Raw genomic sequence first — 21147 nt, forward strand, 5'->3', positions numbered from 1 at the left:
GCACGAGCGACGCGATCGGCGCGTAGGCCTTCGTCGTCACCTCGCCGGCCACGTGCACCAGGCCGGTGGTGATCAGGGTCTCGACGGCCACGCGGGAGGTCGGGTCCTCCTTGAGCAGGGCGTCGAGGATCGTGTCGCTGACCTGGTCAGCGATCTTGTCGGGGTGACCCTCGGTCACGGACTCCGAAGTGAACAGGCGGCGGGACACATCGCTCCCTAGGACGTGGGACGTTGAGCGTGGGGCGTGGGGCGTTGAACGTGGGACGTCGAGCGTGGGATGGGACGTTGAGCGTCAGGCGGTGTACGGCGCCTTGGCCCGCGCCTCGCGCAGGGCGACGGCCCACCACAGCAGCTGGTCGAGCAGCTTCTTCGCGGCGCCGTTGACGCCTTCGGTGTCCCGCGGCTGCCCGTCGTCGTCGAAGGCGGCGTGGGCGGAGGGGATGGCCACGCCGTCCCGCAGGGTCACGGTGTGGAGCTCGGCGAAGACCGTACGGAGCTGCTCGACGGCGCGCACGCCGCCGGTCGCACCGCCGGAGTAGCTGACGAAGCCGACCGGCTTGGCGTGGAACTCGGTGTACACCGAGTCGATGGCCTGCTTGAGCGAGGCGGGGTAACCGCGGTTGTACTCGGGCGTGATGACGGCGAAGACGTCGGCCCGGTCGATCCGCGCCGCGAAGGCGCGCACCGCCGCCGAGGGGTGCGTGCCGTCCTCGCCGGGTCCCTCCAGGACGTGCGGCAGGCCGGCCTCGGCCAGGTCGATGACGTCGACGTCCAGGTCGGCGCGCTCACGGGCGTGGGCGGTGAACCAGTCGGCGACGACCGGACCGAAGCGGTCCTTGCGGGTGCTGCCGACGATCACGGCGAGGCGGGTGGGGTTCTGGGCGTTCGTGTCCGGCAAAGCGGTTCCAATCTCCGTGCGGGGGGGTGTCAGGGCAGCAGCACGATGCGCCCGATGTGGGCCCGGGACTCGATCTCCTCGTGGGCCCGGCCGACCTCTTCGAGGGGGTACGTGGCGTGCACCGCGTGCCGGATCGTGCCGTCGGCGAGGCCGGCGGCCAGCTCCTCGTGGTTGGCGAGGTACTCCTCGGGCCGGGCGGCGCGCCAGCGGGAGAGGGCGAAGCCGGTGATGAACTTCATCTCGATGAGCTCCATGGGCGAGATCCGCGGGATCTCCAGCCCGCCGCCCGCGGAGCCGTAGAAGACCAGACGGCCGAAGGGGGCCAGCAGGCCGACGCCCTGGCGGAGGACGTCGCCGCCGATGCTGTCGAGGATGATGTCGACGCCGGCACCGCCGGTGGCCTCGCGGACCTCGTCGACCCAGCCCTCGCGGCTGTAGTCGACGACGACGTCGGCGCCGAGGGCGCGGGCGAAGTCGAGCTTCTCGGCCGAGCTCGCGGTGGCGATGACCGGGCCGGCGCCGTGGGCCTTGGCCCACTGCACGCTCAGGTGGCCGATGCCGCCGGACGCGGCGTGCACCAGGACGCTCTCGCCCTTGCGCAGGCCGGCCGTGCCCAGGGTGCCGGTGCCGATGGGGCCGGGCGACGGGAGGGCGGTGGCCTGCGCGGCGTCGAGGCCCTCCGGCACGGACAGAACCGTTTCCGCATCGACGACCACGTAGTCGGCGTACGCCCCGTGGAGCGTGAACGCGCCGACCCGGTCGCCCTCGCGGAAGCCCGTCACGCCGGCGCCCACGCCCGCGACGCGGCCGATGACGTCACCGCCGAGCACGATCGGGAACTCGGGCCGCCACATCGGCGCGGGGAAGATGTTGCGCCGCATCTGCGTCTGCGCGAAGCCCACGCTGATCGCCTCGGCGGCGATCAGCACCTCACCGGGGCCCGGCTGCGGCACGGGGGTCTCCTCGACCCGCATGACCTCCGGGCCCCCGAACTCACGGATACGGATCACACGCATCTGGGATTCCTCCAGTTGATCGGTCGGATCGTCGGAAAAGTGGGTCAGTGGTCAGTAGTCAGTGGGTCAGGGGCTCGGTGCGCCCCGTGCTCTGCTTCAGCTCGAAGAACGCCGGGTCGCCGGCCAGCGTCCGGAAGGCTTCCCAGAGCCGTACCGCCCGCTCGCCGCGCGGTATCTCCGTCAGGACCGGGCCGAACTGGCCCGCTCCGCCGTCCACGGAGATCGTCGGGACGCCGATCAGCTCCTGGCCGAGGCCGTCCGAGGGCACCCGGGCGTGCGAGGCCCGCAGGTCGTCGTCCCAGCGGTCGTCGTCCATGGCGTCGATCAGATCGGCGGGCAGCCCGGTCTCGGCCAGGGCCGCCTCGATGTCCGGACGCGTCCTGCTCAGACCCTCGATCATCGCCGCGCGGAACTCCTCGGCCGGGGCGGTGCGGACGGGCTCGAAGATGCCGCCGGGGGCGTGGAAGCGGGAGCCCATCGCCGTGTAGAGCGGGCCGGTGACGGCGTCGCCGTGGGCGGCGCGGGCGGCGGCCAGCACCCGGACCGGGCCCCAGTAGAGGTCGAGCATCGTGCGCCGCGCCTCGGGCATGTCCTTGCCGCTGTTGAGCAGGGCCAGGCTCATCGCGTGCCAGCGGACGGTCACCGGGGCCTTCCCGGCCACCTCCGTGATCCACCGCGAGGCGATCCAGGCGAAGGGGCACAGCGGGTCGAACCAGAAGTCCACGACGTGCGGTTCGGGCTGCTGAGCCGGCTGGGTCTGCTGGGGCTGGATCCGGAGCTGGGGCTGGGGCTGGGGTTCCATGTTCTCGTCTTCCCTGGGTGACTGGTGCTGGTGCCGGGCGTCGATCCGCGCGAGCGCGTCGAGCACGGCGTTCTGCTTCTCGTCACGGGCGCGCGACAGCGCGGCGTAGTCCGTGCCGAAGGTCCGGTCCGCCTCGGCGCCGAGCGCCTCGACGGCTTCCGGCGTCAGCGCCGGGACGGCGGGGGCGCGCCAGGCGCGCTCCAGGCCGGGCGCCACACCGCCCAGCCAGCGGCGCAGGCCGCCCTCGCCGCCGCCCAGGTGGAAGGCCTCGAACGGACCCACGACGGCCCAGCGCAGGCCGATCGACTGCGTGACGACGGCGTCGAGTTCGGCCATCGTGACGACGCCCTCCTGCACGAGGTGGACGCTCTCCCTCAGCAGCGCGGACTGCAGGCGGTTGGCGACGAAGCGCGGCACGGGCTTGCGGACGACCACGGGGACCTTGCCCACCGCCCGGTAGAAGGCCGTGACCTCGTCGATCAGCCCGGCGGGGGTGCGACGGCCGCCGACGACCTCGACCAGGGGGACGACGTGCGGCGGGTTGAAGGGGTGTCCCACGACGACGCGTCCCGGCTCGGCCATCAGCGCGCCCATGTCGTCGGGCAGCAGCTTGGACGTGGAGGACAGGAGAAGGGCTTCCGCGGGAGCGGCCTGCTCGACCGTACGGAAGAGCTCCTGCTTGAGGGCGAGGTCGTCGGGGGCGTTCTCCTGCACGACCGCAGCGCCGCGGACGGCGCGGGCCATGTCGGGCTCGAACTCCACGTGCTCCATGAGCACGTCGACGTCGGCGGCCCCGCCCGGCAGCGTGGGGGCGAAGACCGCGAGGCCCTCCCTGACCACCCGCTCGGCGTCGGGGCGCCTGCTGTTGACCCGGACCCGGAGCCCCCGGTCCAGGAAGAGGGCGATCCAGCCGAGCCCGATGGTGCCCGCGCCGATGACGGCGACGACGGTCCGGTCCCCGGGAGGCCGTACGGCGTCCTCGGGAGGCTGTACTGCGCTGCTCATCACGTGCCCGTTCTCATTCGGCGGACTTGGGCGGTGTCCGCGGACTTCGGCGGTTGCCGGGGACCCCGGCGGTCCCGCGGCGCGGCGGACGCCCGGGCGCGGCTGCCGGAAGGCACTCCGGCAGCCGCGCCCGGGGCGGTCACTAACCGACCTGGGTGGTCGAGAACGTCACCGGCTTGGCCGGGTCGGCGTAGCACTGGAACGGGTCCCAGGTGTTCAGCTGGGTCTGCAGCCGGTTCCAGGAGAAGGCCGGGTCGCTGAAGCTGGAGCCGCCCGCGCCGGTGGTGAGGGTGGCGCCGGCGGTGCTCGGGGCCTTGAGCGTGACCTCCAGGTTCGGGAAGTCGAACTCGACGCCGCCGGCCCACTCGCCGTTGGACTTGACGGCGAAGTTGGTGCCGTTGCGCTCCACCCACTGCTTCGCGGAGCCGAGGTTGCTGCCGCCGGTCAGCCTGTAGCTGACGACCTTGGCGTTGGCCGGCACCTTGTACGCGATGTTCACGCTGTTGAGGAGCTTGTTGAAGTCCGCCACGGCCTTGATCGGGGCCGAGTCGAAGGTGACCTTGAAGGTCTGACCCGGGGCGACCTTGGCCGGAGCCGTGGTCGTGAAGTCACGCGCGTACGGAACCGGGATCCAGTTGCCGTCGTACCGGGTCTGGCAGGTGTAATCGACCGTCTTCGTCGCGGTGTCGGCACTCGCCGTTCCGGCCGAGGACATGATCCCCGTCAGAGCAAGCCCCAGTGAGGCCGCAAGTCCGCCCGTCAGCTTCCACTTGTGCTGCACTGTATTTCCTCTCTCAGACGGCGCGGAGTACTTCCAGCGCCGGGAACAGACTCCGGAACGCGGCTGGAGTCCCGATGGAGAGCGGATCGAATTCCGGCCGTGGCAGCGGGTTTCGGCCTGGGGGCGGACCTGCACGTACCTGCGCTGACCTGCGCTGATCTGCGAGGACCTGCGAGGACCTCCGCGGGCCCGTGCGGGCCTGCGGAGATCACCGTTCGTGGCGGCGGCCCGGGACGGACGCCACCGGCTCCTCGCGGCGGCCTCAGACGGACGCCGCCGGCTCCTTCTGCGCCCGCTCCCACGCGCGCTCGATGAAGGTGAGCAGCTTCTCGGGCGCCTGCACGCCGGAGACCGGCATGCGGCCGTCGATGACGACCGACGGCACGCCCGTCACGTTGAACTGGCGGGCGCGGTTCCCGTCGGCGACCACGGCGTCGGCGTAGCGGTCGCTCTCCAGCACCTCGCGGGCCTCGGCCTCGTCCAGCCCGGCCTCGCCCGCCAGCCGCACCAGCACCTCGCGGTCCCCGACGTTGAGGGCCTCGGTGTGGTACGCGTGGAACAGCCGCTCCATGACCGGCTCCAGCAGGCCGCGCTCGGCCGCGAAGTGGGTGAGGCGGTGCGCGTCGAAGGTGCCCACGGGACGGGACTTGTGGAGGTTGAGCTCCAGACCCTCCTGCCGGCCCTGGGACTTGATCAGCTCGATCCGGCCCGGCAGCACGTCCGGGGCCGTCCACTCGGCCATGGCCTCGGCCGCCGTCGGGCCGGGCTCGCTGCCCTCGCCCGGCGCGAGCTCGAAGCTGCGCCAGACGATCTCCAGCTCGTCGCGGTGGGCGAAGCCGTCCAGGGCGGCGGCTATCCGGCGCTTGCCGATGTAGCACCACGGGCACAGGACGTCGGAGTAGATCTCGATCTTCATGGCAGGTCTCCTCGGTTGATCGTTCGATCGATCGTTCAGCCGACGGTGATGACGATCTTTCCGCGCACGTGGCCCGTCTCCATCTCGCGGTGCGCGTCCGCGGCCTGCTCCAGCGGGAAGGTCTTGGAGACCTCCACGCGCAGCTTGCCCTCGGTGTAGAGGGCGGTGAGCTCGGCGAGGCGCTCCTTGGCCCGCTGGCTGAAGACGGCGCGGACGCCCAGCTCCTCGACGCGGCCGAAGTCGACGAGGGTGGCGATGCGGTTCTTGTCCTTCACCAGCTCGACGGAGACGTCGAGGGCGTCGCCGCCGATGCCGTCGAGGGCCGCGGTGACGCCGCCGGGGGCGAGCTCGCGGACGCGGCCGGCGAGGCCCTCGCCGTAGGTGACGGGGGTGGCGCCCAGCGAGCGCAGGTACTCGTGGTTGCGCTCGCTCGCGGTGCCGATGGCCGTGGCGCCGAAGACCCGGGCCAGCTGCACGGCGATCGTGCCGACGCCGCCGGCGGCCGCGTGCACGAGCAGGGTGTCGCCCGCGCCGACCTCCAGCGCCTTGAGCGCGGTGTGGGCGGTCTGCGCCGAGGCGGAGAACGAGCCGGCGACCTCCCACGGCATGCCGGAGGGCTTGGCGACGACCTGCTCGGCGGAGACGACCAGGTACTCGGCGTAGCAGGAGAGCAGGGCCCAGCCCAGGACCTCGTCGCCGACGGCGAACTCGGTGACGCCCTCGCCGATCTCGTCGACGACGCCCGCGAAGTCGTTGCCGACGGTCTGCGGGAAGGAGATGGTCATGCCGGGCGGGTTCCAGCCGGCGCGGACGGCCGTGTCGTACGCCTGCACACCGGCGGCCTTGACGCGCACGCGGATCTCGCCGGCGCCGGGTCGGGGGGTCTCGACCTCCTCGACCTTGAGCACCTCGGGGCCGCCGAACTCCTGGAAAACTGCCGCCTTCATGGCATGTCCTTCTCTCTGCTGGGCTCTGCTGGACTCTGCTGAGCTCTGATGAACTCTGGTGGGGCTGGTGCGCTTTATCTTTCAACCTCAACCGGAGTTGAGGTCAACGGGGGAACCGACGCTTCGCGCGGTTTTCGAGCGTTCTTCGAGCAGACTTCGAGTGATCCTCGAGCGTGCTTCGAGCCGGCTTCGAGCGTGCTTCGAGCGGAACCCAACCGTCCGCCGGATGGGCGCGCTCGGCTACGCCCGTTCCGCGCCGGTGTCCGCCGCAGCCGCGATCACGCGGGTCTGCTTCGCGTCGCGCTCGGCCGCGAGTTCCTCGTAGGTGCGGCCGCCGAACGCCTCCTCCGCCTGGGCGAGGATCCGGGCGACGGTCTCCTCGTCGACCGGCGGGTTGCCGAGCCCCTGCCAGCTCTTCTCCAGGCCGGCGCCGAGGTGCTCGAACCAGTGCCGCAGGCCCCCGGGGCCGCCGCCGAGGTGGAAGGCGCGGAACGGGCCGACCGCCGCCCAGCGGCCGCCGATCGAGGAGGTGACGATCTCGTCCAGCTCGGCGACGGAGACGACGCCCTCGCGGACCAGGTGGATGCTCTCGCGCAGCAGCGCGGACTGCAGCCGGTTGGCGACGAAGCCGGGGACGGCCCGGCGCAGCACGACGGGAGTCTTGCCGAGGCCGCGGTAGAAGGCCACGGTCTCCTCGACGGCCTGCGGGTCGGTCCGCTCGCCCGTGACGATCTCGACCAGCGGCACGATGTGCGGCGGGTTGAAGGGGTGGGCGACCAGCAGCCTGCCCGGGTCGGCCATCCTCGCTCCCAGGGCGTCGGGGAGCAGCGTGGAGGTGGACGACAGCAGCAGCGCGTGGGCGGGGGCGGCGGCGCCGATCCGGGCGAAGAGGTCCTGCTTGAGGGCCAGGTCCTCGGGGGCGTTCTCCTGGACGACGTCGGCGCCCTCGACGGCGCGGGCCACGTCGGGCTCGAACTCAAGCTTGGCGGCGAGCTCGGCCGGGTCGGCGGGGCCGCCCGGCAGCGAGGCCGCGTACAGCTCGAACGCCTTCCGGACGTGCGCCTCGGCGTCAGGCCGCCGGCTGTTGATCCGGACGGTCAGCCCGGCGGAGGCGAACAGCGCGGCCCAGCCGAGGCCGATGGTGCCCACGCCGATCACGGCCGCCGTACGTATGCGTGTCCCTACGGGTGAATCCGTCACCGCTTGCTCCGTCACCGCATGCTCCTGTCGTCCTGCCTGCCTGTGGGTGGTGCGGGCACAGGCTGCCGCGACGGGCTCGTGCGGAATTCGAGCGGCGGTCGAACCGGACACGTGGGTTCCGCGCCCGGTCCGGCACGGCGGGGGCGCCTGGTGGCCGGCGCCTAGTAGTTGCCCAGGCCGCCGCAGACGTTGAGGGCCTGCGCGGTCACGGACGAGGCGCCGTCGCCGACCAGGTAGTCGACCATGGCCGCGACCTCCTCGACGTCGACGTAGCGGCCGATCGGCACCCGGGTGGTGACCTTCTCGGCCGCCTCCTCCAGGGTGATCCCGTACATCTCCGCGTAGTGGCCGCGGACGCGCTCGGCCATCGGCGTCTCGACGAAGCCGGGGCAGACCGCGTTGACGGTGATGCCGGTCTTCGCGAGGTCGAGGCCGAGGGCCTTGGTGAAGCCGACCACGCCGTGCTTGGAGGCGGAGTACGGGGCGGCGGTGACGGCGCCCTGCTTGCCGGCCGTGGAGGCGATGTTGACGATCCGGCCCCAGCCCTTGGTGAGCAGGCCGCCGGCGCTCAGCACCTCGCGCGTCACGAGGAAGACGCTGTTGAGGTTGGTGTTGATCACGTCGTACCAGAGCTCGTCGGACATCTCGGCGATCGCGCCGCCGCCGTTGCGGCCGGCGTTGTTGACGAGGATGTCGACGGTGCCGAAGCGCTCCACCGCGGCGGCCACGAAGCGCTTGACGTCCTCGCGGTCGGTCACGTCACAGGTGGTGCCGTCGGCCTCGAAGCCCTGGTCCTGCAGGGACTTGACGGTCTCCGCCAGCTTCTCCGCGTCCCGGGCGCACAGGTAGACGCGGGCGCCGTTGCGGGCCAGGTGGGTGGCGATCGCCAGACCGATGCCACTGGTTGCCCCGGTCACCAGTGCGACCTTGGCGTTCTGCGTGCCCATCGTTCCTCCGTAGCTGGTTGCTGATACTGACGGCGACATGACGCCGGTCGCGCCGAGGGTGCCGCCGCGGCCTCGACGGCCGGTCGAAAGGGGGTCGAAGCGCGGGTTCCGCCGCGGCGGTTCCGCCACGGCTCGATCCCGGCTCAAGCGCGGCTGAGCAGCGTGGGGGGATGCTCGCAGAGACGATCACCGCCGAACGGTTCCGGACGTCCCTCGCCCGCTGGGCCAGCGGGGTCACGGTCGTGACCACCGTGGATGCGCAGGGCCGCAGCCACGGTTTCACTGCCAGCTCCTTCACCTCCGTCTCCCTCGAACCGCCCCTGGTGCTCGTGTGCCTGGACCTGCGGGCCAACTGCTTCGACGCCTTCACCGGCGCCGAGGGGTTCGTCGTCCACGTGCTCGGCCGGGACCAGCAGGACCTGGCCGCGCTCTTCGCGCGCCGGGGCGCGGACAAGTTCCCGCAGCCCGGGACGGCCCGCTCCCGGCGCGGCCTGCCCCTGCTGCCGGGCGCGCTCGCCCGGCTGGAGTGCCGCACCGAGCGGCAGGTGCCGGCCGGTGACCACCTCGTGCTGTTCGGCGAGGTGGAGCACGCCGAGGCCGGCGAGGGGGAGCCCCTGCTGTACTACCGGAAGGGCTTCCACGGGATCGCCGGCCCCGGCGCGGCGGGCTGACCCACCGCGGCAGGCTCCGCTCACGCGCACAGCGGCGCGACGGACCCCGCCGCGCGCCGCCGCTGCGCCGGGAGGCGTCGCGCCCCCGCCCGCACGGCGATGAGGTGGGCGACCGAGGCCAGGGTGACGTGCCGGTGCCAGCCGCGGAACGAGCGGCCCGCGAAGTCCCGCATCCCGGTGTGCTCGGAGATCTCCGCGAAGTCGCGCTGGACGACGCCCGTGAGCCGGGTCAGGCGCAGCAGGGTGACCAGCGGCAGCCGCCGCGAGTCGGTGAGCCACATCCGCGACGGCCACCGGTCGGAGGAGCCCCAGTCGCCCATCAGCAGCATGGGCCGGTGGTGGGTGCCCCCGGGCACGCCCGCGGGCGCGGGGCACGACAGGATCACCGGGATCGCGCTCACCACCCCGCGGTACGAGCCCGCCCCCGAGGTGTCGGACCACTCGACCTGCCGGCGCATCCGCTTCATCGAGCCGATCAGGTTCTGCGCGGGCACCTCCCGGTCGCTGTAGCCCTGCAGCAGGGCGCCGTCGACGCGCAGCGGGGTCGTGCCGTCGATGCGCATGATCAGCGGGACGCCCGCGCGCGCGAAGCGCCGCACGGTCGCCCCCGCGTCGAGCCCCTCCACGTCCACGACGACGGGGCGCCTGCGCAGCCCCCAGGAGTCGGCGGCCTCCAGGGCCACGGCGCCGGCGTGCTCCTCCAGGGAGATGGCGCGGCTGGCGTCGGGTATGTGGGCGCGGCTGCGCCGGGCCGGGTCCTCCAGCCAGTTCCTGGACAGCACCAGGCTCCAGTTGAAGGGCACGCTGACCCGCTCGGAGGCGCTCCAGACGCTGAACGCCCGCTGGCCGTTGACCGTCTGGCCCAGGTGGGGGAGGAACTGCTGGTCGACGCCGACCGAGTGCACCCCCGCCTTGGGGATGACGGTGGACTTGACCACCCACGCCTGCGGGCGCACCTCCTCCTCCGCGCGGCGCGCGAGCGCCCGCCGGACCGGGGCCCAGTTCCACGACGAGGCGGTGATGAAGTGGTGGACGCTCTGCTGGAGCGCCTTCCCGCCGATCTGTTCCGCGACGTTGCGCAGGGTCTTGCGGCCCTCCGCCTCCAGCAGGCCGCGTACGTACTGCTCCGCCATCCTGCGCTGGTCGTTGCGCGTGAGTGACGAGAAGAACTCCGGTTCCACGGACCAGGGGTTGGCGGGGGACGGCTCCCGGAAGGGCGGTTCCTCGGTGGACACAGGGCTGAGTTGCACGGATCTGGCTTCCATCGTCTCTCCCCACGTGATGGCTACCGACGGCGCATTTGACCGTACCAAACCGACTGCGTTGTTTCTATTACTCTTCGAAACCTTGATCCGACGATCTTCTGTGCCCGCCTTTGACCGCTTTAATCCCCCTCTACGCCGCCCCAGACCCCGCTGGAAACCGACCGGGCGCCCTGTCTACGGCCCCTCTGACGTCGGATTACCAAGAGAAACCGGCCAGCCGGTTTCTTGTGGACGTGCCCCATCCGTCTTCGAGCGGTGTTCGAGGCCGGAGCCGCACCGTTTCCCTTGCCAACGGCGCTGTCCCCGACAGGCAGCGGTGGACATCGCTGCAGGGCAAGCGGAAAGGAACGTGACTCGATGTTCAGCTCGAAGGAAGGCGTGCCCACGCGATGACCCGACGAGTGGTGATCACCGGTATCGGCGTCCGCGCCCCGGGCGGCTCCGGCACCAAGGAGTTCTGGGACCTGCTCACCGCGGGCCGCACCGCCACCCGGCGGATCTCGTTCTTCGACGCGGCTCCGTTCCGGTCCCAGGTGGCGGCCGAGGCCGACTTCTTCCCCGAGGCCGAGGGCTTCTCCCCCCGGGAGATCCGCAGGATGGACCGGGCGACCCAGTTCGCCGTGGCCTGCACCCGGGAGGCCGTGGCCGACAGCGGCCTGGAGTTCGCCGGCGTGGACCCGCACCGCGTGGGCGTGAGCCTCGGCAGCGCCGTCGCCTCCGCGACCAGCCTGGAGAACGAGTACCTCGTGATGGCCGACAAGGGCCGCGAGTGGCTGGTCGACCCCGACTACCTGTCGCCGCACATGTTCGACTACCTCAGCCCGGGCGTCATGCCCGCCGAGGTCGCCTGGGCCGCCGGCGCCGAGGGCCCCGTGACCATGGTCTCCGACGGCTGCACCTCCGGCCTCGACGCCGTGGGCTACGGCGTCCAGCTGATCCGCGAGGGCTCCGCCGACGTGATGATCGCCGGTGCGTCGGACACCCCGATCTCCCCGATCGTGCTGGCCTGCTTCGACGCGATCAAGGCCACCACCACGCGCAACGACGACCCCGAGCACGCCTCCCGGCCGTTCGACGCCTCCCGCAACGGCTTCGTCCTCGCCGAGGGCAGCGCCATGTTCGTCCTGGAGGAGTACGAGGCCGCCAAGGCCCGTGGCGCGCAGATCTACGCCGAGGTCACCGGCTACGCCACCCGCTGCAACGCGTACCACATGACCGGTCTGAAGAAGGACGGCCGGGAGATGGCGGAGGCCATCCGCGCGGCGCTCGACGAGTCGCGCGTCGACCCGACCGTCGTCGACTACGTCAACGCGCACGGCTCCGGCACCAAGCAGAACGACCGCCACGAGACGGCCGCCTTCAAGATCGCGCTCGGGCAGCACGCCTACGACGTGCCGGTCAGCTCCATCAAGTCGATGGTCGGCCACTCCCTGGGCGCCATCGGCTCCATCGAGATCGCGGCCTGCGCCCTGGCCATCAAGCACAACGTCGTACCGCCGACGGCCAACCTGCACACGCCCGACCCCGAGTGCGACCTCGACTACGTCCCGCTGACCGCGCGCGAGCAGCGGGTGGACTCCGTCCTGACCGTCGGCAGCGGCTTCGGCGGTTTCCAGAGCGCGATGATCCTGCGCGCCCCGGAAGGAGTGAAGGCATGACCAGCAAGGACGGCCTCAACGGGCGGACCGTGATCACCGGGATCGGCGTCACCGCCCCCAACGGCCTCGGCACCGAGGCCTTCTGGAAGGCGGTGCTCGCGGGCCACACCGGCATCGGCCCCGTCACCCGCTTCGACGCCTCCCGCTACGCGTCCTCCCTCGCCGGCCAGATCGACGACTTCGACGCGGCCGAGCACCTCAACAGCCGGCTGCTCCCGCAGACCGACCCCTCGACGCGGCTCGCGCTCGTCGCCGCCGACTGGGCCCTGACCGACGCCGACGTCTCCCCCGACACCCTGCCGGACTACGACATGGGCGTCGTCACCTCCAACGCCCTGGGCGGCTTCGACTTCACCCACCGCGAGTTCGACAAGCTGTGGAACAAGGGCCCGGACTTCGTCAGCGTCTACGAGTCCTTCGCGTGGTTCTACGCGGTCAACACCGGCCAGATCTCCATCCGCCACAAGCTGCGCGGACCGAGCGCCGCCCTCGTCGGCGAGCAGGCCGGCGGCCTGGACGCGCTCGGCCACGCCCGCCGCACGGTCCGCCGCGGCACCCCGCTCGTCGTGGCCGGCGGCGTCGACTCCGCCCTCGACCCGTGGGGCTACGTCTCCCAGCTGGCCGGCGGCCGCGTCACCACCGCCACCGACCCCGCCCGCGCCTACCTGCCCTTCAGCGCCGACGCCTCGGGCTACGTGCCCGGCGAGGGCGGCGCGATCCTCGTCGCCGAGGACGAGGCGAGCGCCCGCGAGCGCGGCGTCCAGCAGGTCTACGGCGAACTCGCGGGCTACGCCGCCACCTTCGACCCCGCCCCCGGCACCGGCCGCCCCCCGGCCCTGCGCCGCGCCGCGGAGGCCGCCCTGGCCGACGCGGGCCTCGCGCCCGGCGACGTCGACGTGGTCTTCGCCGACGGCGCCGGCGTCCCCGAGCTGGACGCGGCGGAGGCCGCGGCCATCAGCGGCCTCTTCGGCGCCGGCGCGGTGCCCGTCACCGCCCCGAAGGCCCTCACCGGCCGGCTCTACTCCGGCGGCGGCCCGCTGGACGTCGCGACGGCGCTGCTGTCGATCCGCGACGGCGTCATCCCGCCGACCCCCACGGGCGCCCCGGTGCCCGAGGGCTACGGCCTCGACCTGGTCCAGGGCGCGCCCCGCGACCAGGCGGTCCGCACCGCCCTGGTCCTCGCCCGCGGCCGGCACGGCTTCAACTCGGCCGTCGTCGTCCGCGCCGCGTAGGCACGGGCGCCGGCTCCCCTCACCCCATCGGCTTCTCTACCGCTTGGAGCAATACCCATGGCCCACATGACCGTTGACGACGTCCGCCGCATCCTCGTCGAGTGCGCCGGCGTCGACGACAGCATCGACATCAGCGGCGACATCTCCGACCGCCCCTTCGACGAGCTGGGCTACGACTCGCTCGCCCTGATGGAGAGCGCCGCCCAGATCAAGCAGGAGTTCGGGGTCGTCGTCCCGGACGACGAGCTCGTCGAGGTCGAGACGCCGCGCGCGCTCATCGACCTCGTCAACGGCCTGGTCACCGAGGCCGCCGCCGCCTGACGCGCCGCGCGCCGCACCGAGCGGTCCGCAGCACCCGGGTCCGGGCACGGGACACCCACGTGCCCGGGCCCGGCCCCGTACGCACCGAGGAGACGAACGAGATGACGGAACCGCGCCGGCACCACACCGAGCACACCCTGGAAGTTTCCGCGCCCCCGGAGGTGCTCTACGGCCTGGTCGCGGACGTCACGACCTGGCCCGCGATCTTCGGGCCGAGCGTCCACGTCCACCACCTGGAGCGCGGCGAGCGCGAGGAGCGCTTCGAGATCTGGGCCACGGTCAACGGCCGGGTCAGCACCTGGACCTCCCGGCGCACCCTCGACCCCGAGGCGCTGCGCGTGACCTTCCGGCAGGAGCGCAGCACGGCCCCCATCGCCTCCATGGGCGGCGAGTGGATCTTCGAGGCGCTGCCGGGCGGCGGCACCCGCGTGGTCCTGCTCCACGACTTCACGGCCGTCGGCGACGCCCCGGAGACCGTCGCGGCCGTCAACGCCGCGCTCGACCGCAACAGCCCCGAGGAGCTGGCGGCGCTGGCGCGGATCGCCGAGTACGGCGGCACCGCGTCCGACGTGGTGTTCTCCTTCACCGACACCGTGGAGCTGACGGGTTCGGCCGCCGACGCCTTCGACTTCGTCGACCGCGCCGACCTGTGGGCTGAGCGGCTCCCGCACGTCCGGCAGGCCCGGCTGACCGAGGACGTCCCCGGCATCCAGGACCTGGAGATGGACACCGTCACCGCCGACGGCTCCGCCCACACCACCCGCTCCACCCGCATCTGCCGCGGCCCGGAGTGGATCGCCTACAAGCAGCACGTCATGCCGAAGCTGCTGCTCGGCCACAGCGGCCTGTGGCACTTCGCGGACAAGCCCGGGGGCGGGGCCGTCGCCACCGCCCGCCACACGGTGGCGGTCAACCCCGAGGCGGTCACCGAGGTCCTGGGCGCGGACGCCACGCTCGCCGACGCCCGCGCGTACCTGCGCGAGGCCCTCGGCCGCAACAGCCTCGCCACCATGGCGCACGCCGCGACGTACGCCGAGCAGCGCGCCGCCGCGCAGGCCGGCTGACCCCTCCCCTCCCTCCTGCACCTCCCTCCCTTCCCTCCCCGTTTTCCTCCCCCTTCTTCCTTCCTTCCCGGAGAGGCACCATGACCGCCACCCAGTCCCTGACGGAGCTCCACTCCCAGGTGCAGCACTTCTACGCCCACCAGATGCACCACCTCGACGCGCGCCGCTTCGAGGAGTACGCGGCGACGTTCACCGAGGACGGCGTCTTCCAGCACTCGCCGGGCGCCGAGCCCGCCGTCGGCCGCCCCGGCATCGTCGAGGAGCTGGTGAACTTCCACAAGAAGTTCGACGGCGACCCGGTCACGCGCCGCCACTGGTTCAACCAGATCGCCCTGGACCCGCAGGACGACGGCACGGTCAAGTCGACGGTGTACGCGCTCGTGGTGACCGTCCGCCCCGGCGGCAAGCCCGAGATCAACCCGAGCTGCACGGTGCACGACACGCTGGTGGTGAACGGCGGCGAGGTGCAGCTGAAGTCCCGCCTGATCACCCATGACCAGGTCTTCTGACATCGGCTCCCTCAGCGAGGCCGTCCCGTCCGCCGACCGCGTGGCCGCACTGGAGCGCCGGCTCGGCGACCCCCTCGACCCGGGCAACCCCCTCGGGCACGCCGCCGTGCTGGCCGCCGACCGCCGGGGCGAGCTGCCGCTGGGCGGCGAGCCCCTGCTGGACGCCTTCGGCCTGCGCGAGGAGATCGTCCCGCAGCCCCTCGGCGGCCGGCTGACCGGCCTGGACACCGCGACGCAGCTGCTGCGCGCGGTGTTCCGGCGGGACTTCGCCCTCGGCCGCGGCCACGGCTCGGCCTCCCTGGTCTCCGCGGTGTTCGCCTGGTGCCACGGCAACGAGGAGCAGCAGGCCCGCACGGCCCGGCTGCTCCTGGACGGCGGACGGCTGTCCGTCGCCTTCCAGAACATGTCCTACGGCAACGAGTTCAGCAGCGGCGACCTCACCCTGACCCCCGCACCGCAGGGCGGCGGGATGCTGGACGGCCGCACCCCGCTGATCGCCAACGCACCCCTGGCCGCGGGCTTCGTCCTGCTGGCCCGGCACGCGGACGGCGACGGCGCCCACTCGGCGCTGCTCCTGGACCGCGCCGACCTGCCGCCGGACGCCGTGCGGCTGCTGTCCCCGTACGACGCCACCGCGGTGCGCCGGCTGCCCGCGGGCTTCCTGGAGTTCGACCGGTGGCCCGTGCCGGCGGGCAGCGTGCTCGGCGCGCCCGGCGACGGTACGGCGGTCGCGCTGCGGTCCCTGCAGGTCAGCAGGCCGCTCGTGCCGTCGATGGCGGTCGGCTGCGCCGACACCGCGCTGCGCTCGGTGCTCGCGGCGGTGCTGGAGCGCGCACCGGGGGTGCGCCCGCCGACCTCGCGGTACGCGCGGCGCGCCATCACGTCCTCGTTCGCGGACATGCTGGTGTGCGACTGCCTGCTGCTGGCCACGATCCGCTCGCTGCACCTCCTGCCGGAGGAGTCCAGCGTGTGGACGGCCGCCGCCATGTGCCTGGTGGTGCGCATGCTGCAGCAGAGCACCGGCGATCTCGCGGCCGTCCTGGGGCCGCGCGCCCTGCAGGAGGAGGGCGGCTTCGGCACGTTCCGCAAACACCTGCGCGACCTGTCGGAGATCCCGCCCGGGCCGATCGGCGCCGCCGCGGCGCTGGCCACCCTGGTCCCCCAGCTCCCCTTCCTGGCCCGGACCTCGTGGACGGCCGCCCCGCCGCCACCCGGCCTGTTCTCCGTCTCGGCACCCCTGCCCCCGCTCGACCCCGCACGGCTCGACCTCGCCGCCGGCGGGGACACGCTGATGGCGGTGCTGCCGCACGCCGAGCAGACCCTGGACGCCCTGCCGGTCGCCGGCCCGGACGGCGAGGCGCTGCGCTCCCAGGTGCGGGCGCTGGCCGCGGAGCTGCGGGCGCTCGGCGAGGAGTGCCGCGCGCTGCCCGAACAGGACCTCGCCGCCCTGGCCACCCCGCACGGCTACGCCCTCGCCGAGCGCTACACCCTGCTCGCGGCGGCGGCCGCCTGCCTGGGCGTGTGGCTGCACGGCGACCGGGAGCAGGAGCAGGAGGCGGGCTTCCTGTCCGACCCCGCCTGGCTGATCGCCGCGCTCGGCAGGGTCCAGTTCCGCCTCGGACTGCCGGAGCCCGCGGCCGACGCCAGGCGCGGCGAGGCACTGCTCGCCGCCGCGGTGGAGCGCTGCGTACAGGGCCGCAGCCTCGACCTCTACGACGTGCTGCTGGGCGGCGGGCCGACTGCCGCGTAGTCCCCGCACGCGTAACCGGCAACCACATATAGGGAGATGACATGGCCACATCCGGTCCCCGGGGGCTGGCCGGTTCGCCGCCGGTCCGGGTGACGGCCCCGGACGGCCCGTGGACCGCCGCGGACGCAGCAATGGAGGAGCGGGGCTTCGCGCTCGTCTACGGGCTGATGGGCGACTGGGGCGACCACGGCCTGCCGGACGACGAACTCGGCAGGCTGCTCGGGCAGGAGGCCGAGCGGCACGCCGGCATCCAGCAGGAACAGACCCGGCGGCGCTTCGCCGCCTCCCGGGTCCTGCTGAAGTACGCGGCGGGCGCCGTCCTGGACGCCGACCCGGGCGAGCTGGAGCTGGCCCGCAACCCCAACGGCAGGCCCTACCTGCGCGGTTGCGGGCAGCTGGAGGTGAGCCTGAGCCACACGGGGGACATCCTCGCGGTGGGCCTCAGCCACGTCGGCCCGATCGGGGTCGACGTGGAGTCCTCCGCGCGCTCCATCTACGGCACGGGCCTGGCCGAGGAGTCCTTCACCGCCTACGAGCGGGCCGCGCTGGGCTGGCTGCCGGAGCAGGACCGCAACGCGTCCATGATCCGCCTGTGGACGCTCAAGGAGGCGTACAGCAAGGCCCTGGGCCTGGGCCTGCGGCTGCCCTTCACCTCCTTCGGCTTCACCATCCCGGCCGCCTCGGGCGCCACGGCCCGCCTGCTGCGCTCGGACGGCTCGCCGGCCGACGACGGCGACTGGCACCTGGAGTCCCACACGCTGGACGCGGGCTACACGGTCAGCGCGGCGGTGGCGCCGGCGGTCTTCGGCGCGACGAGAAGACCGACGGCGGGAACGGTCCTGGACGCGGGGCTCGCGGCGGCGGTGCTTGCGGCCCGTCCTCCTCGACCCGCACTCGATCCCCGCTGGCCACAGTGATCGGGTCCTGACCCGACCACCCACGGAGCGCACCCCGTGAACACCCGCACCCACGACACCCCCCGCCTCCAAGAGGTCGCGGAGAACGTCCACGCCTACATCCAGCCCGACGGCGGCTGGTGCCTGAACAACGCCGGCCTCATCGTCGCCGGCAACCGCTCCGCCCTGGTCGACACGGCCGCCACGGAGGCGCGGGCGCGCGCCCTCAAGGAGGCCGTCACGCCGCTCACGGCGCGGCCCCCGCAGTTCGTCGTCAACACCCACTCCCACGGCGACCACACCTTCGGCAACTACCTGTTCGCCGACGACGCGGTGGTCGTCTCCCACGAGCGCACCCGCACCGAGATGGCGGACGTGGGCCTGCACCTGACGAGCCTGTGGCCCGAGGTGTGCTGGGGCGACGTCTCCGTCGAACTGCCCACCCTCACCTTCCGCGACCGGCTGACCCTGCACATCGGGGACGTCACGGCCGAGCTGCTGCACCCGGGCATCGCGCACACCACCAACGACACGGTCGTCTGGCTGCCCGAACAGCGCGTCCTGTTCACCGGCGACCTGGTGATGTCGGGAGCCACGCCGTTCTGCCTGATGGGCTCGGTCTCCGGCTCGCTGGCCGTGACCGAGCAGCTGCGCGCGCTCGACCCGGTGACGGTCGTCGCGGGCCACGGCCCCGTGGGAGGACCGGAGCTGCTGGACGTCACGCAGGGGTACCTGCGGCGCGTGCAGGAGATCGCGAAGGCCGGCCTCGCCGCGGGGATCGGCCCGCTGGAGGCCGCGCGCGAGGCGGATCTGGGGGAGTACGCCGACCTGCTCGACTCCGAGCGCCTGGTGCCCAATCTGCACCGCGCCTACGCGGAGGAGAAGGGGGCGCCTCCCGGCCGTCCGCTGGACGTCGGCCTGCTCTTCTCCGAGATGGTCGAGTACAACGGCGGGCTTCCCGTGTGCCACGCATGACACACGTATGAAGCGCACGTGACGGGACTCGTAAAAAAGAAAACCTACCGGTCGGTAGCCTGACACTCTCACCGTACCGGAGTGGGGGGTTTGTGCGGCCGACACCTACGTTGTCAGCAATCTTGGTCAACGCGGCACAGGGATCTTTGCACCCGGTACAGGAGTGTGTGCAGTGCGATTCAACCTCATAGGCCCGTTCGAGATCGTCACCGGAGACGGACGACCACCACACCTGCCCAGCACGCCGAAGGTGTGCCAGACCCTGGCCCTGCTCCTGACCCGGCCCAACGAGATCGTCACCTCGGAGTCGCTGATCCAGGAGCTCTGGGGCGAGTCCCCGCCGCGCAGCGCCCTGACCACGTTGCAGACGTACATCTACCACGCGCGCAAGATGTTCATAGCCGAGCGGCTGGTGCCCGCCGAGCGGGCCCTGCTGATCACCCAGCCGCCCGGCTACCTCATCCGCGTGGAGGACCACGAGGTCGACATCAAGATCTTCGAACGCCTCGTGCTGCAGGGGAAGACGGCGCTGGAGAACGGCCGGCCCGAGGCCGCCGTCCAGCGCCTGGAGCAGGCGCTGGACCTCTGGCGGGGCCCCGCGCTCTCCAACATCCCCGCGGGCGACGTCCTCACCGGCCGCATCGTGCACCTCAACGAGCTGCGCATCCGGGCCCTGGAGCTGCGCATCGAGGCGGAGCTCCAGCTCGGCCGCCAGCGCGAGTCCATCCCGCTGCTGCGCGCGCTGGTCAACGACTACCCGCTCAACGAGTGGTTCCACGGCCAGCTGATCTCCGCCCTCAACCACTCCGGGCGGCGCGCCGAGGCCCTGCAGGCGTACCAGAGCCTGCGCCGGATCCTCAACGACGAGCTGGGCCTCGAACCCTCCCCGGAGCTGCAGCGGCTGCAGCTGGACGTGCTGAACCCGTCGGACACGGTGCCCGCGCAGCAGCGCCGCCTGGTGACCGCGGGCATCTGAACCCGGGCACCCGCACACGAAGCGCCGGACGGACCCTCCACGGGTCCGTCCGGCGCGTTCACGCGAAAGTGACCGGCAGGCCGGTCGGGCGGAGTCGTTCAGGCGTTGTCGTTCAGCAGCCGGGCGTACGCGCCCGCCGCCGCCGGGAACTGCAGACCGCTGTGGCCCGCACCGCAGTTGACGTCCCGCCAGCGCCGCTGGAGCTCCTCGCCCTCGGCCTGCGCGCGGGTGCCGGCCGAGCGCAGCAGGCGGTCGGAGACCGTCGCGAGCATCTCCGCGGCGAGCGCGCAGTCCCGCCCGTTGCGGGCGGTGCCGAGCGCGTCGACGGCGCCGGAGTCGGTGGTGCGGGCAACGCGCTCCAGCAGCAGGCCGGCCGCGTCGGTCTCGCCCTCGGCGCGGGCCAGGAGCTGTTCGAAGGTGCCGTGGTCGGAGCCGCCGGAGATGGCGCCCGCGGGGGCCGCCAGCTTGGCGGCGACGAGCTCGCGCCAGCGGCGCAGCGCGCCCCGGGTCGCGCCGAGCAGGGGCCCGCCGAGGGTGACACCGTTGGCGGCCTTCATCGGCACCCGGTGGCAGGCCGCCTCCGCCTCGGGGGCGACGCCGGCGAGCAGCACGTCGAGGGGGACGGTGAACGCGTCGGGCACGAGCGCCTCGTCGAGCACGACGGTGTTGCTGCCGGTGCCGCGCATGCCGATGACCTGCCACGTCTCGCTGATCGCGTAGTCGGTGCGGGGCACGGCGAGGACGCGCACGCCGGTGCCCTCCTCGCCGGTGCGGGCGGCGACGAGCGTCCAGTCGGAGAAGTCGACGGCGCTGACGTAGTTCCACGAGCCGGTGACGCGCCAGCCGCCGCCGGGGGCGCGCTCGGCGGTGCCCGAGGGCATGAGCCCGGCGACGACGACGGTCTGCGGCCCCTTGGCCCAGACGCCCTCGCGGCCCTCCTGCGGCAGGTAGGCGGTGAGCCGCCCGGCGCTGGCGATCACGGAGGCGAACCAGGCCGCCGAGGCGCAGCCCTCGCCGAGCGCCGCGGAGGCCTCGAGGAGCTCCGCGAAGGTGCCGGCCGCACCGCCGAGCGCCGCCGGGGCGAAGTGGCTGGAGAAGCCGGCGGCCACGATCGCCTCCACGACGGGCCGGGAGAGACGGCGGTCCGCCTCCGCGTCCGCGGCGTGCGCGGCGGCGAGCGGGGCGGCCGCGACGGCGGCCTCCAGCAGAGTGGGTGCGGCTGCGGCTGCGTCCCTGGTCATCGTGAGGGCTCCTGTGGTGTGCGGTGGTGCGGTGGGTAGCGGTGCGGGCGCGCCGGGAGGGGCCGGCGCGCGTCAGG

General features: G+C 73.0%; 21 protein-coding genes. 10 read left to right on the forward strand and 11 right to left on the reverse strand.

The window, feature by feature from the left end:
• From ACFPP6_RS34190 to fabG, 9 genes are all read right to left on the reverse strand, one after another.
• Positions 1-208: S-adenosylmethionine synthetase N-terminal domain-containing protein (locus ACFPP6_RS34190; protein ID WP_382050559.1), on the reverse strand; the 208-nt coding region annotated here is incomplete at its 3' end.
• Positions 209-292: 84 nt separating this feature from the next.
• Positions 293-898, reverse strand: coding sequence for an NADPH-dependent FMN reductase (locus ACFPP6_RS34195; protein ID WP_382050561.1), 606 nt, complete (start codon positions 896-898; stop codon positions 293-295).
• Between the two features lie 29 nt (positions 899-927).
• The gene (locus ACFPP6_RS34200) at positions 928-1914 is read right to left on the reverse strand and encodes a quinone oxidoreductase family protein (protein WP_382050563.1); all 987 of its coding nucleotides are present in this window, start codon (positions 1912-1914) and stop codon (positions 928-930) included.
• 58 nt (positions 1915-1972) lie between these two features.
• Positions 1973-3721 carry a mycothiol-dependent nitroreductase Rv2466c family protein gene (locus ACFPP6_RS34205; RefSeq protein ID WP_382050565.1) on the reverse strand — a complete coding sequence of 583 codons (1749 nt, stop codon included), beginning with the start codon at positions 3719-3721 and terminating at the stop codon, positions 1973-1975.
• 142 nt (positions 3722-3863) lie between these two features.
• Positions 3864-4502 carry a hypothetical protein gene (locus ACFPP6_RS34210; protein ID WP_382050567.1) on the reverse strand — a complete coding sequence of 213 codons (639 nt, stop codon included), beginning with the start codon at positions 4500-4502 and terminating at the stop codon, positions 3864-3866.
• Between the two features lie 262 nt (positions 4503-4764).
• Positions 4765-5418, reverse strand: a complete 654-nt coding sequence (locus ACFPP6_RS34215; RefSeq protein WP_382050569.1) for a DsbA family oxidoreductase — start codon at positions 5416-5418, stop codon at positions 4765-4767.
• 35 nt (positions 5419-5453) lie between these two features.
• Positions 5454-6365 (reverse strand): NADP-dependent oxidoreductase, encoded by a 912-nt coding sequence (locus tag ACFPP6_RS34220; RefSeq protein ID WP_382050572.1) that lies wholly within the window; start codon positions 6363-6365, stop codon positions 5454-5456.
• 240 nt (positions 6366-6605) lie between these two features.
• The gene (locus ACFPP6_RS34225) at positions 6606-7580 is read right to left on the reverse strand and encodes a 3-hydroxyacyl-CoA dehydrogenase NAD-binding domain-containing protein (RefSeq protein ID WP_382050574.1); all 975 of its coding nucleotides are present in this window, start codon (positions 7578-7580) and stop codon (positions 6606-6608) included.
• A 146-nt stretch (positions 7581-7726) separates the two neighbouring features.
• The gene (gene fabG / locus ACFPP6_RS34230; protein WP_058047377.1) at positions 7727-8512 is read right to left on the reverse strand and encodes a 3-oxoacyl-ACP reductase FabG; all 786 of its coding nucleotides are present in this window, start codon (positions 8510-8512) and stop codon (positions 7727-7729) included.
• A gap of 170 nt (positions 8513-8682) precedes the next feature.
• Between fabG and ACFPP6_RS34235 the strand changes: the two genes are divergently transcribed.
• Positions 8683-9183 (forward strand): flavin reductase family protein, encoded by a 501-nt coding sequence (locus tag ACFPP6_RS34235; protein WP_058047376.1) that lies wholly within the window; start codon positions 8683-8685, stop codon positions 9181-9183.
• Between the two features lie 20 nt (positions 9184-9203).
• Here ACFPP6_RS34235 and ACFPP6_RS34240 read toward each other — a convergent pair whose 3' ends face one another.
• On the reverse strand, positions 9204-10448 hold the full coding sequence (locus ACFPP6_RS34240; protein ID WP_382050576.1) for an IS701 family transposase: 1245 nt from the start codon (positions 10446-10448) through the stop codon (positions 9204-9206).
• Between the two features lie 389 nt (positions 10449-10837).
• On the opposite strand from ACFPP6_RS34240, the gene ACFPP6_RS34245 reads away from it, so the two are divergent.
• From ACFPP6_RS34245 to ACFPP6_RS34285, 9 genes are all read left to right on the forward strand, one after another.
• A complete protein-coding gene (locus tag ACFPP6_RS34245; protein ID WP_168092913.1) occupies positions 10838-12106 on the forward strand; it encodes a beta-ketoacyl-[acyl-carrier-protein] synthase family protein in 1269 nt (422 codons plus the stop codon).
• Positions 12103-13338 carry a ketosynthase chain-length factor gene (locus ACFPP6_RS34250; RefSeq protein WP_382050578.1) on the forward strand — a complete coding sequence of 412 codons (1236 nt, stop codon included), beginning with the start codon at positions 12103-12105 and terminating at the stop codon, positions 13336-13338. The genes ACFPP6_RS34245 and ACFPP6_RS34250 overlap by 4 nt, the downstream gene beginning before the upstream one ends.
• 57 nt (positions 13339-13395) lie before the next feature.
• Positions 13396-13659: an acyl carrier protein gene (locus ACFPP6_RS34255; protein WP_382050580.1), complete on the forward strand. Its 264-nt coding sequence runs from the start codon at positions 13396-13398 to the stop codon at positions 13657-13659.
• A 101-nt stretch (positions 13660-13760) separates the two neighbouring features.
• Positions 13761-14723, forward strand: a complete 963-nt coding sequence (locus ACFPP6_RS34260; protein WP_382050582.1) for an aromatase/cyclase — start codon at positions 13761-13763, stop codon at positions 14721-14723.
• An 80-nt stretch (positions 14724-14803) separates the two neighbouring features.
• Positions 14804-15232: a nuclear transport factor 2 family protein gene (locus ACFPP6_RS34265; protein WP_168092916.1), complete on the forward strand. Its 429-nt coding sequence runs from the start codon at positions 14804-14806 to the stop codon at positions 15230-15232.
• The gene (locus tag ACFPP6_RS34270; protein ID WP_382050584.1) at positions 15216-16982 is read left to right on the forward strand and encodes an acyl-CoA dehydrogenase family protein; all 1767 of its coding nucleotides are present in this window, start codon (positions 15216-15218) and stop codon (positions 16980-16982) included. Before ACFPP6_RS34265 ends, ACFPP6_RS34270 begins: the two co-directional genes overlap by 17 nt.
• Positions 16983-17023: 41 nt before the next feature.
• Positions 17024-17899 carry a 4'-phosphopantetheinyl transferase family protein gene (locus ACFPP6_RS34275; RefSeq protein WP_382050586.1) on the forward strand — a complete coding sequence of 292 codons (876 nt, stop codon included), beginning with the start codon at positions 17024-17026 and terminating at the stop codon, positions 17897-17899.
• 36 nt (positions 17900-17935) lie between these two features.
• Entirely contained in the window at positions 17936-18853 is a 918-nt protein-coding gene (locus ACFPP6_RS34280; protein ID WP_382050588.1) for an MBL fold metallo-hydrolase, read from the forward strand.
• Between the two features lie 172 nt (positions 18854-19025).
• Complete coding sequence (locus tag ACFPP6_RS34285) at positions 19026-19829, forward strand: AfsR/SARP family transcriptional regulator (RefSeq protein WP_382050590.1); 804 nt, start codon at positions 19026-19028, stop codon at positions 19827-19829.
• A gap of 98 nt (positions 19830-19927) precedes the next feature.
• Here ACFPP6_RS34285 and ACFPP6_RS34290 read toward each other — a convergent pair whose 3' ends face one another.
• The gene (locus ACFPP6_RS34290) at positions 19928-21070 is read right to left on the reverse strand and encodes an acyl-CoA dehydrogenase family protein (protein WP_382050592.1); all 1143 of its coding nucleotides are present in this window, start codon (positions 21068-21070) and stop codon (positions 19928-19930) included.
• Positions 21071-21147 lie beyond the last annotated feature (77 nt).

The organism is Streptomyces aureoversilis (assembly GCF_042657885.1).
In the GTDB taxonomy this organism is placed as follows: domain Bacteria; phylum Actinomycetota; class Actinomycetes; order Streptomycetales; family Streptomycetaceae; genus Streptomyces; species Streptomyces aureoversilis.

Bases quoted from the DNA above. Each gene is read 5' to 3' on its own strand.
- ACFPP6_RS34235 (WP_058047376.1), top strand. From the start codon at position 8,683: ATGCTCGCAGAGACGATCACCGCCGAACGGTTCCGGACGTCCCTCGCC.
- ACFPP6_RS34200 (WP_382050563.1), bottom strand. From the start codon at position 1,914: ATGCGTGTGATCCGTATCCGTGAGTTCGGGGGCCCGGAGGTCATGCGG.
- fabG (WP_058047377.1), bottom strand. From the start codon at position 8,512: ATGGGCACGCAGAACGCCAAGGTCGCACTGGTGACCGGGGCAACCAGT.
- ACFPP6_RS34275 (WP_382050586.1), top strand. From the start codon at position 17,024: ATGGCCACATCCGGTCCCCGGGGGCTGGCCGGTTCGCCGCCGGTCCGG.
- ACFPP6_RS34250 (WP_382050578.1), top strand. From the start codon at position 12,103: ATGACCAGCAAGGACGGCCTCAACGGGCGGACCGTGATCACCGGGATC.
- ACFPP6_RS34255 (WP_382050580.1), top strand. From the start codon at position 13,396: ATGGCCCACATGACCGTTGACGACGTCCGCCGCATCCTCGTCGAGTGC.
- ACFPP6_RS34260 (WP_382050582.1), top strand. From the start codon at position 13,761: ATGACGGAACCGCGCCGGCACCACACCGAGCACACCCTGGAAGTTTCC.
- ACFPP6_RS34240 (WP_382050576.1), bottom strand. From the start codon at position 10,448: ATGGAAGCCAGATCCGTGCAACTCAGCCCTGTGTCCACCGAGGAACCG.
- ACFPP6_RS34205 (WP_382050565.1), bottom strand. From the start codon at position 3,721: ATGAGCAGCGCAGTACAGCCTCCCGAGGACGCCGTACGGCCTCCCGGG.
- ACFPP6_RS34265 (WP_168092916.1), top strand. From the start codon at position 14,804: ATGACCGCCACCCAGTCCCTGACGGAGCTCCACTCCCAGGTGCAGCAC.
- ACFPP6_RS34270 (WP_382050584.1), top strand. From the start codon at position 15,216: ATGACCAGGTCTTCTGACATCGGCTCCCTCAGCGAGGCCGTCCCGTCC.
- ACFPP6_RS34215 (WP_382050569.1), bottom strand. From the start codon at position 5,418: ATGAAGATCGAGATCTACTCCGACGTCCTGTGCCCGTGGTGCTACATC.
- ACFPP6_RS34290 (WP_382050592.1), bottom strand. From the start codon at position 21,070: ATGACCAGGGACGCAGCCGCAGCCGCACCCACTCTGCTGGAGGCCGCC.
- ACFPP6_RS34220 (WP_382050572.1), bottom strand. From the start codon at position 6,365: ATGAAGGCGGCAGTTTTCCAGGAGTTCGGCGGCCCCGAGGTGCTCAAG.
- ACFPP6_RS34245 (WP_168092913.1), top strand. From the start codon at position 10,838: ATGACCCGACGAGTGGTGATCACCGGTATCGGCGTCCGCGCCCCGGGC.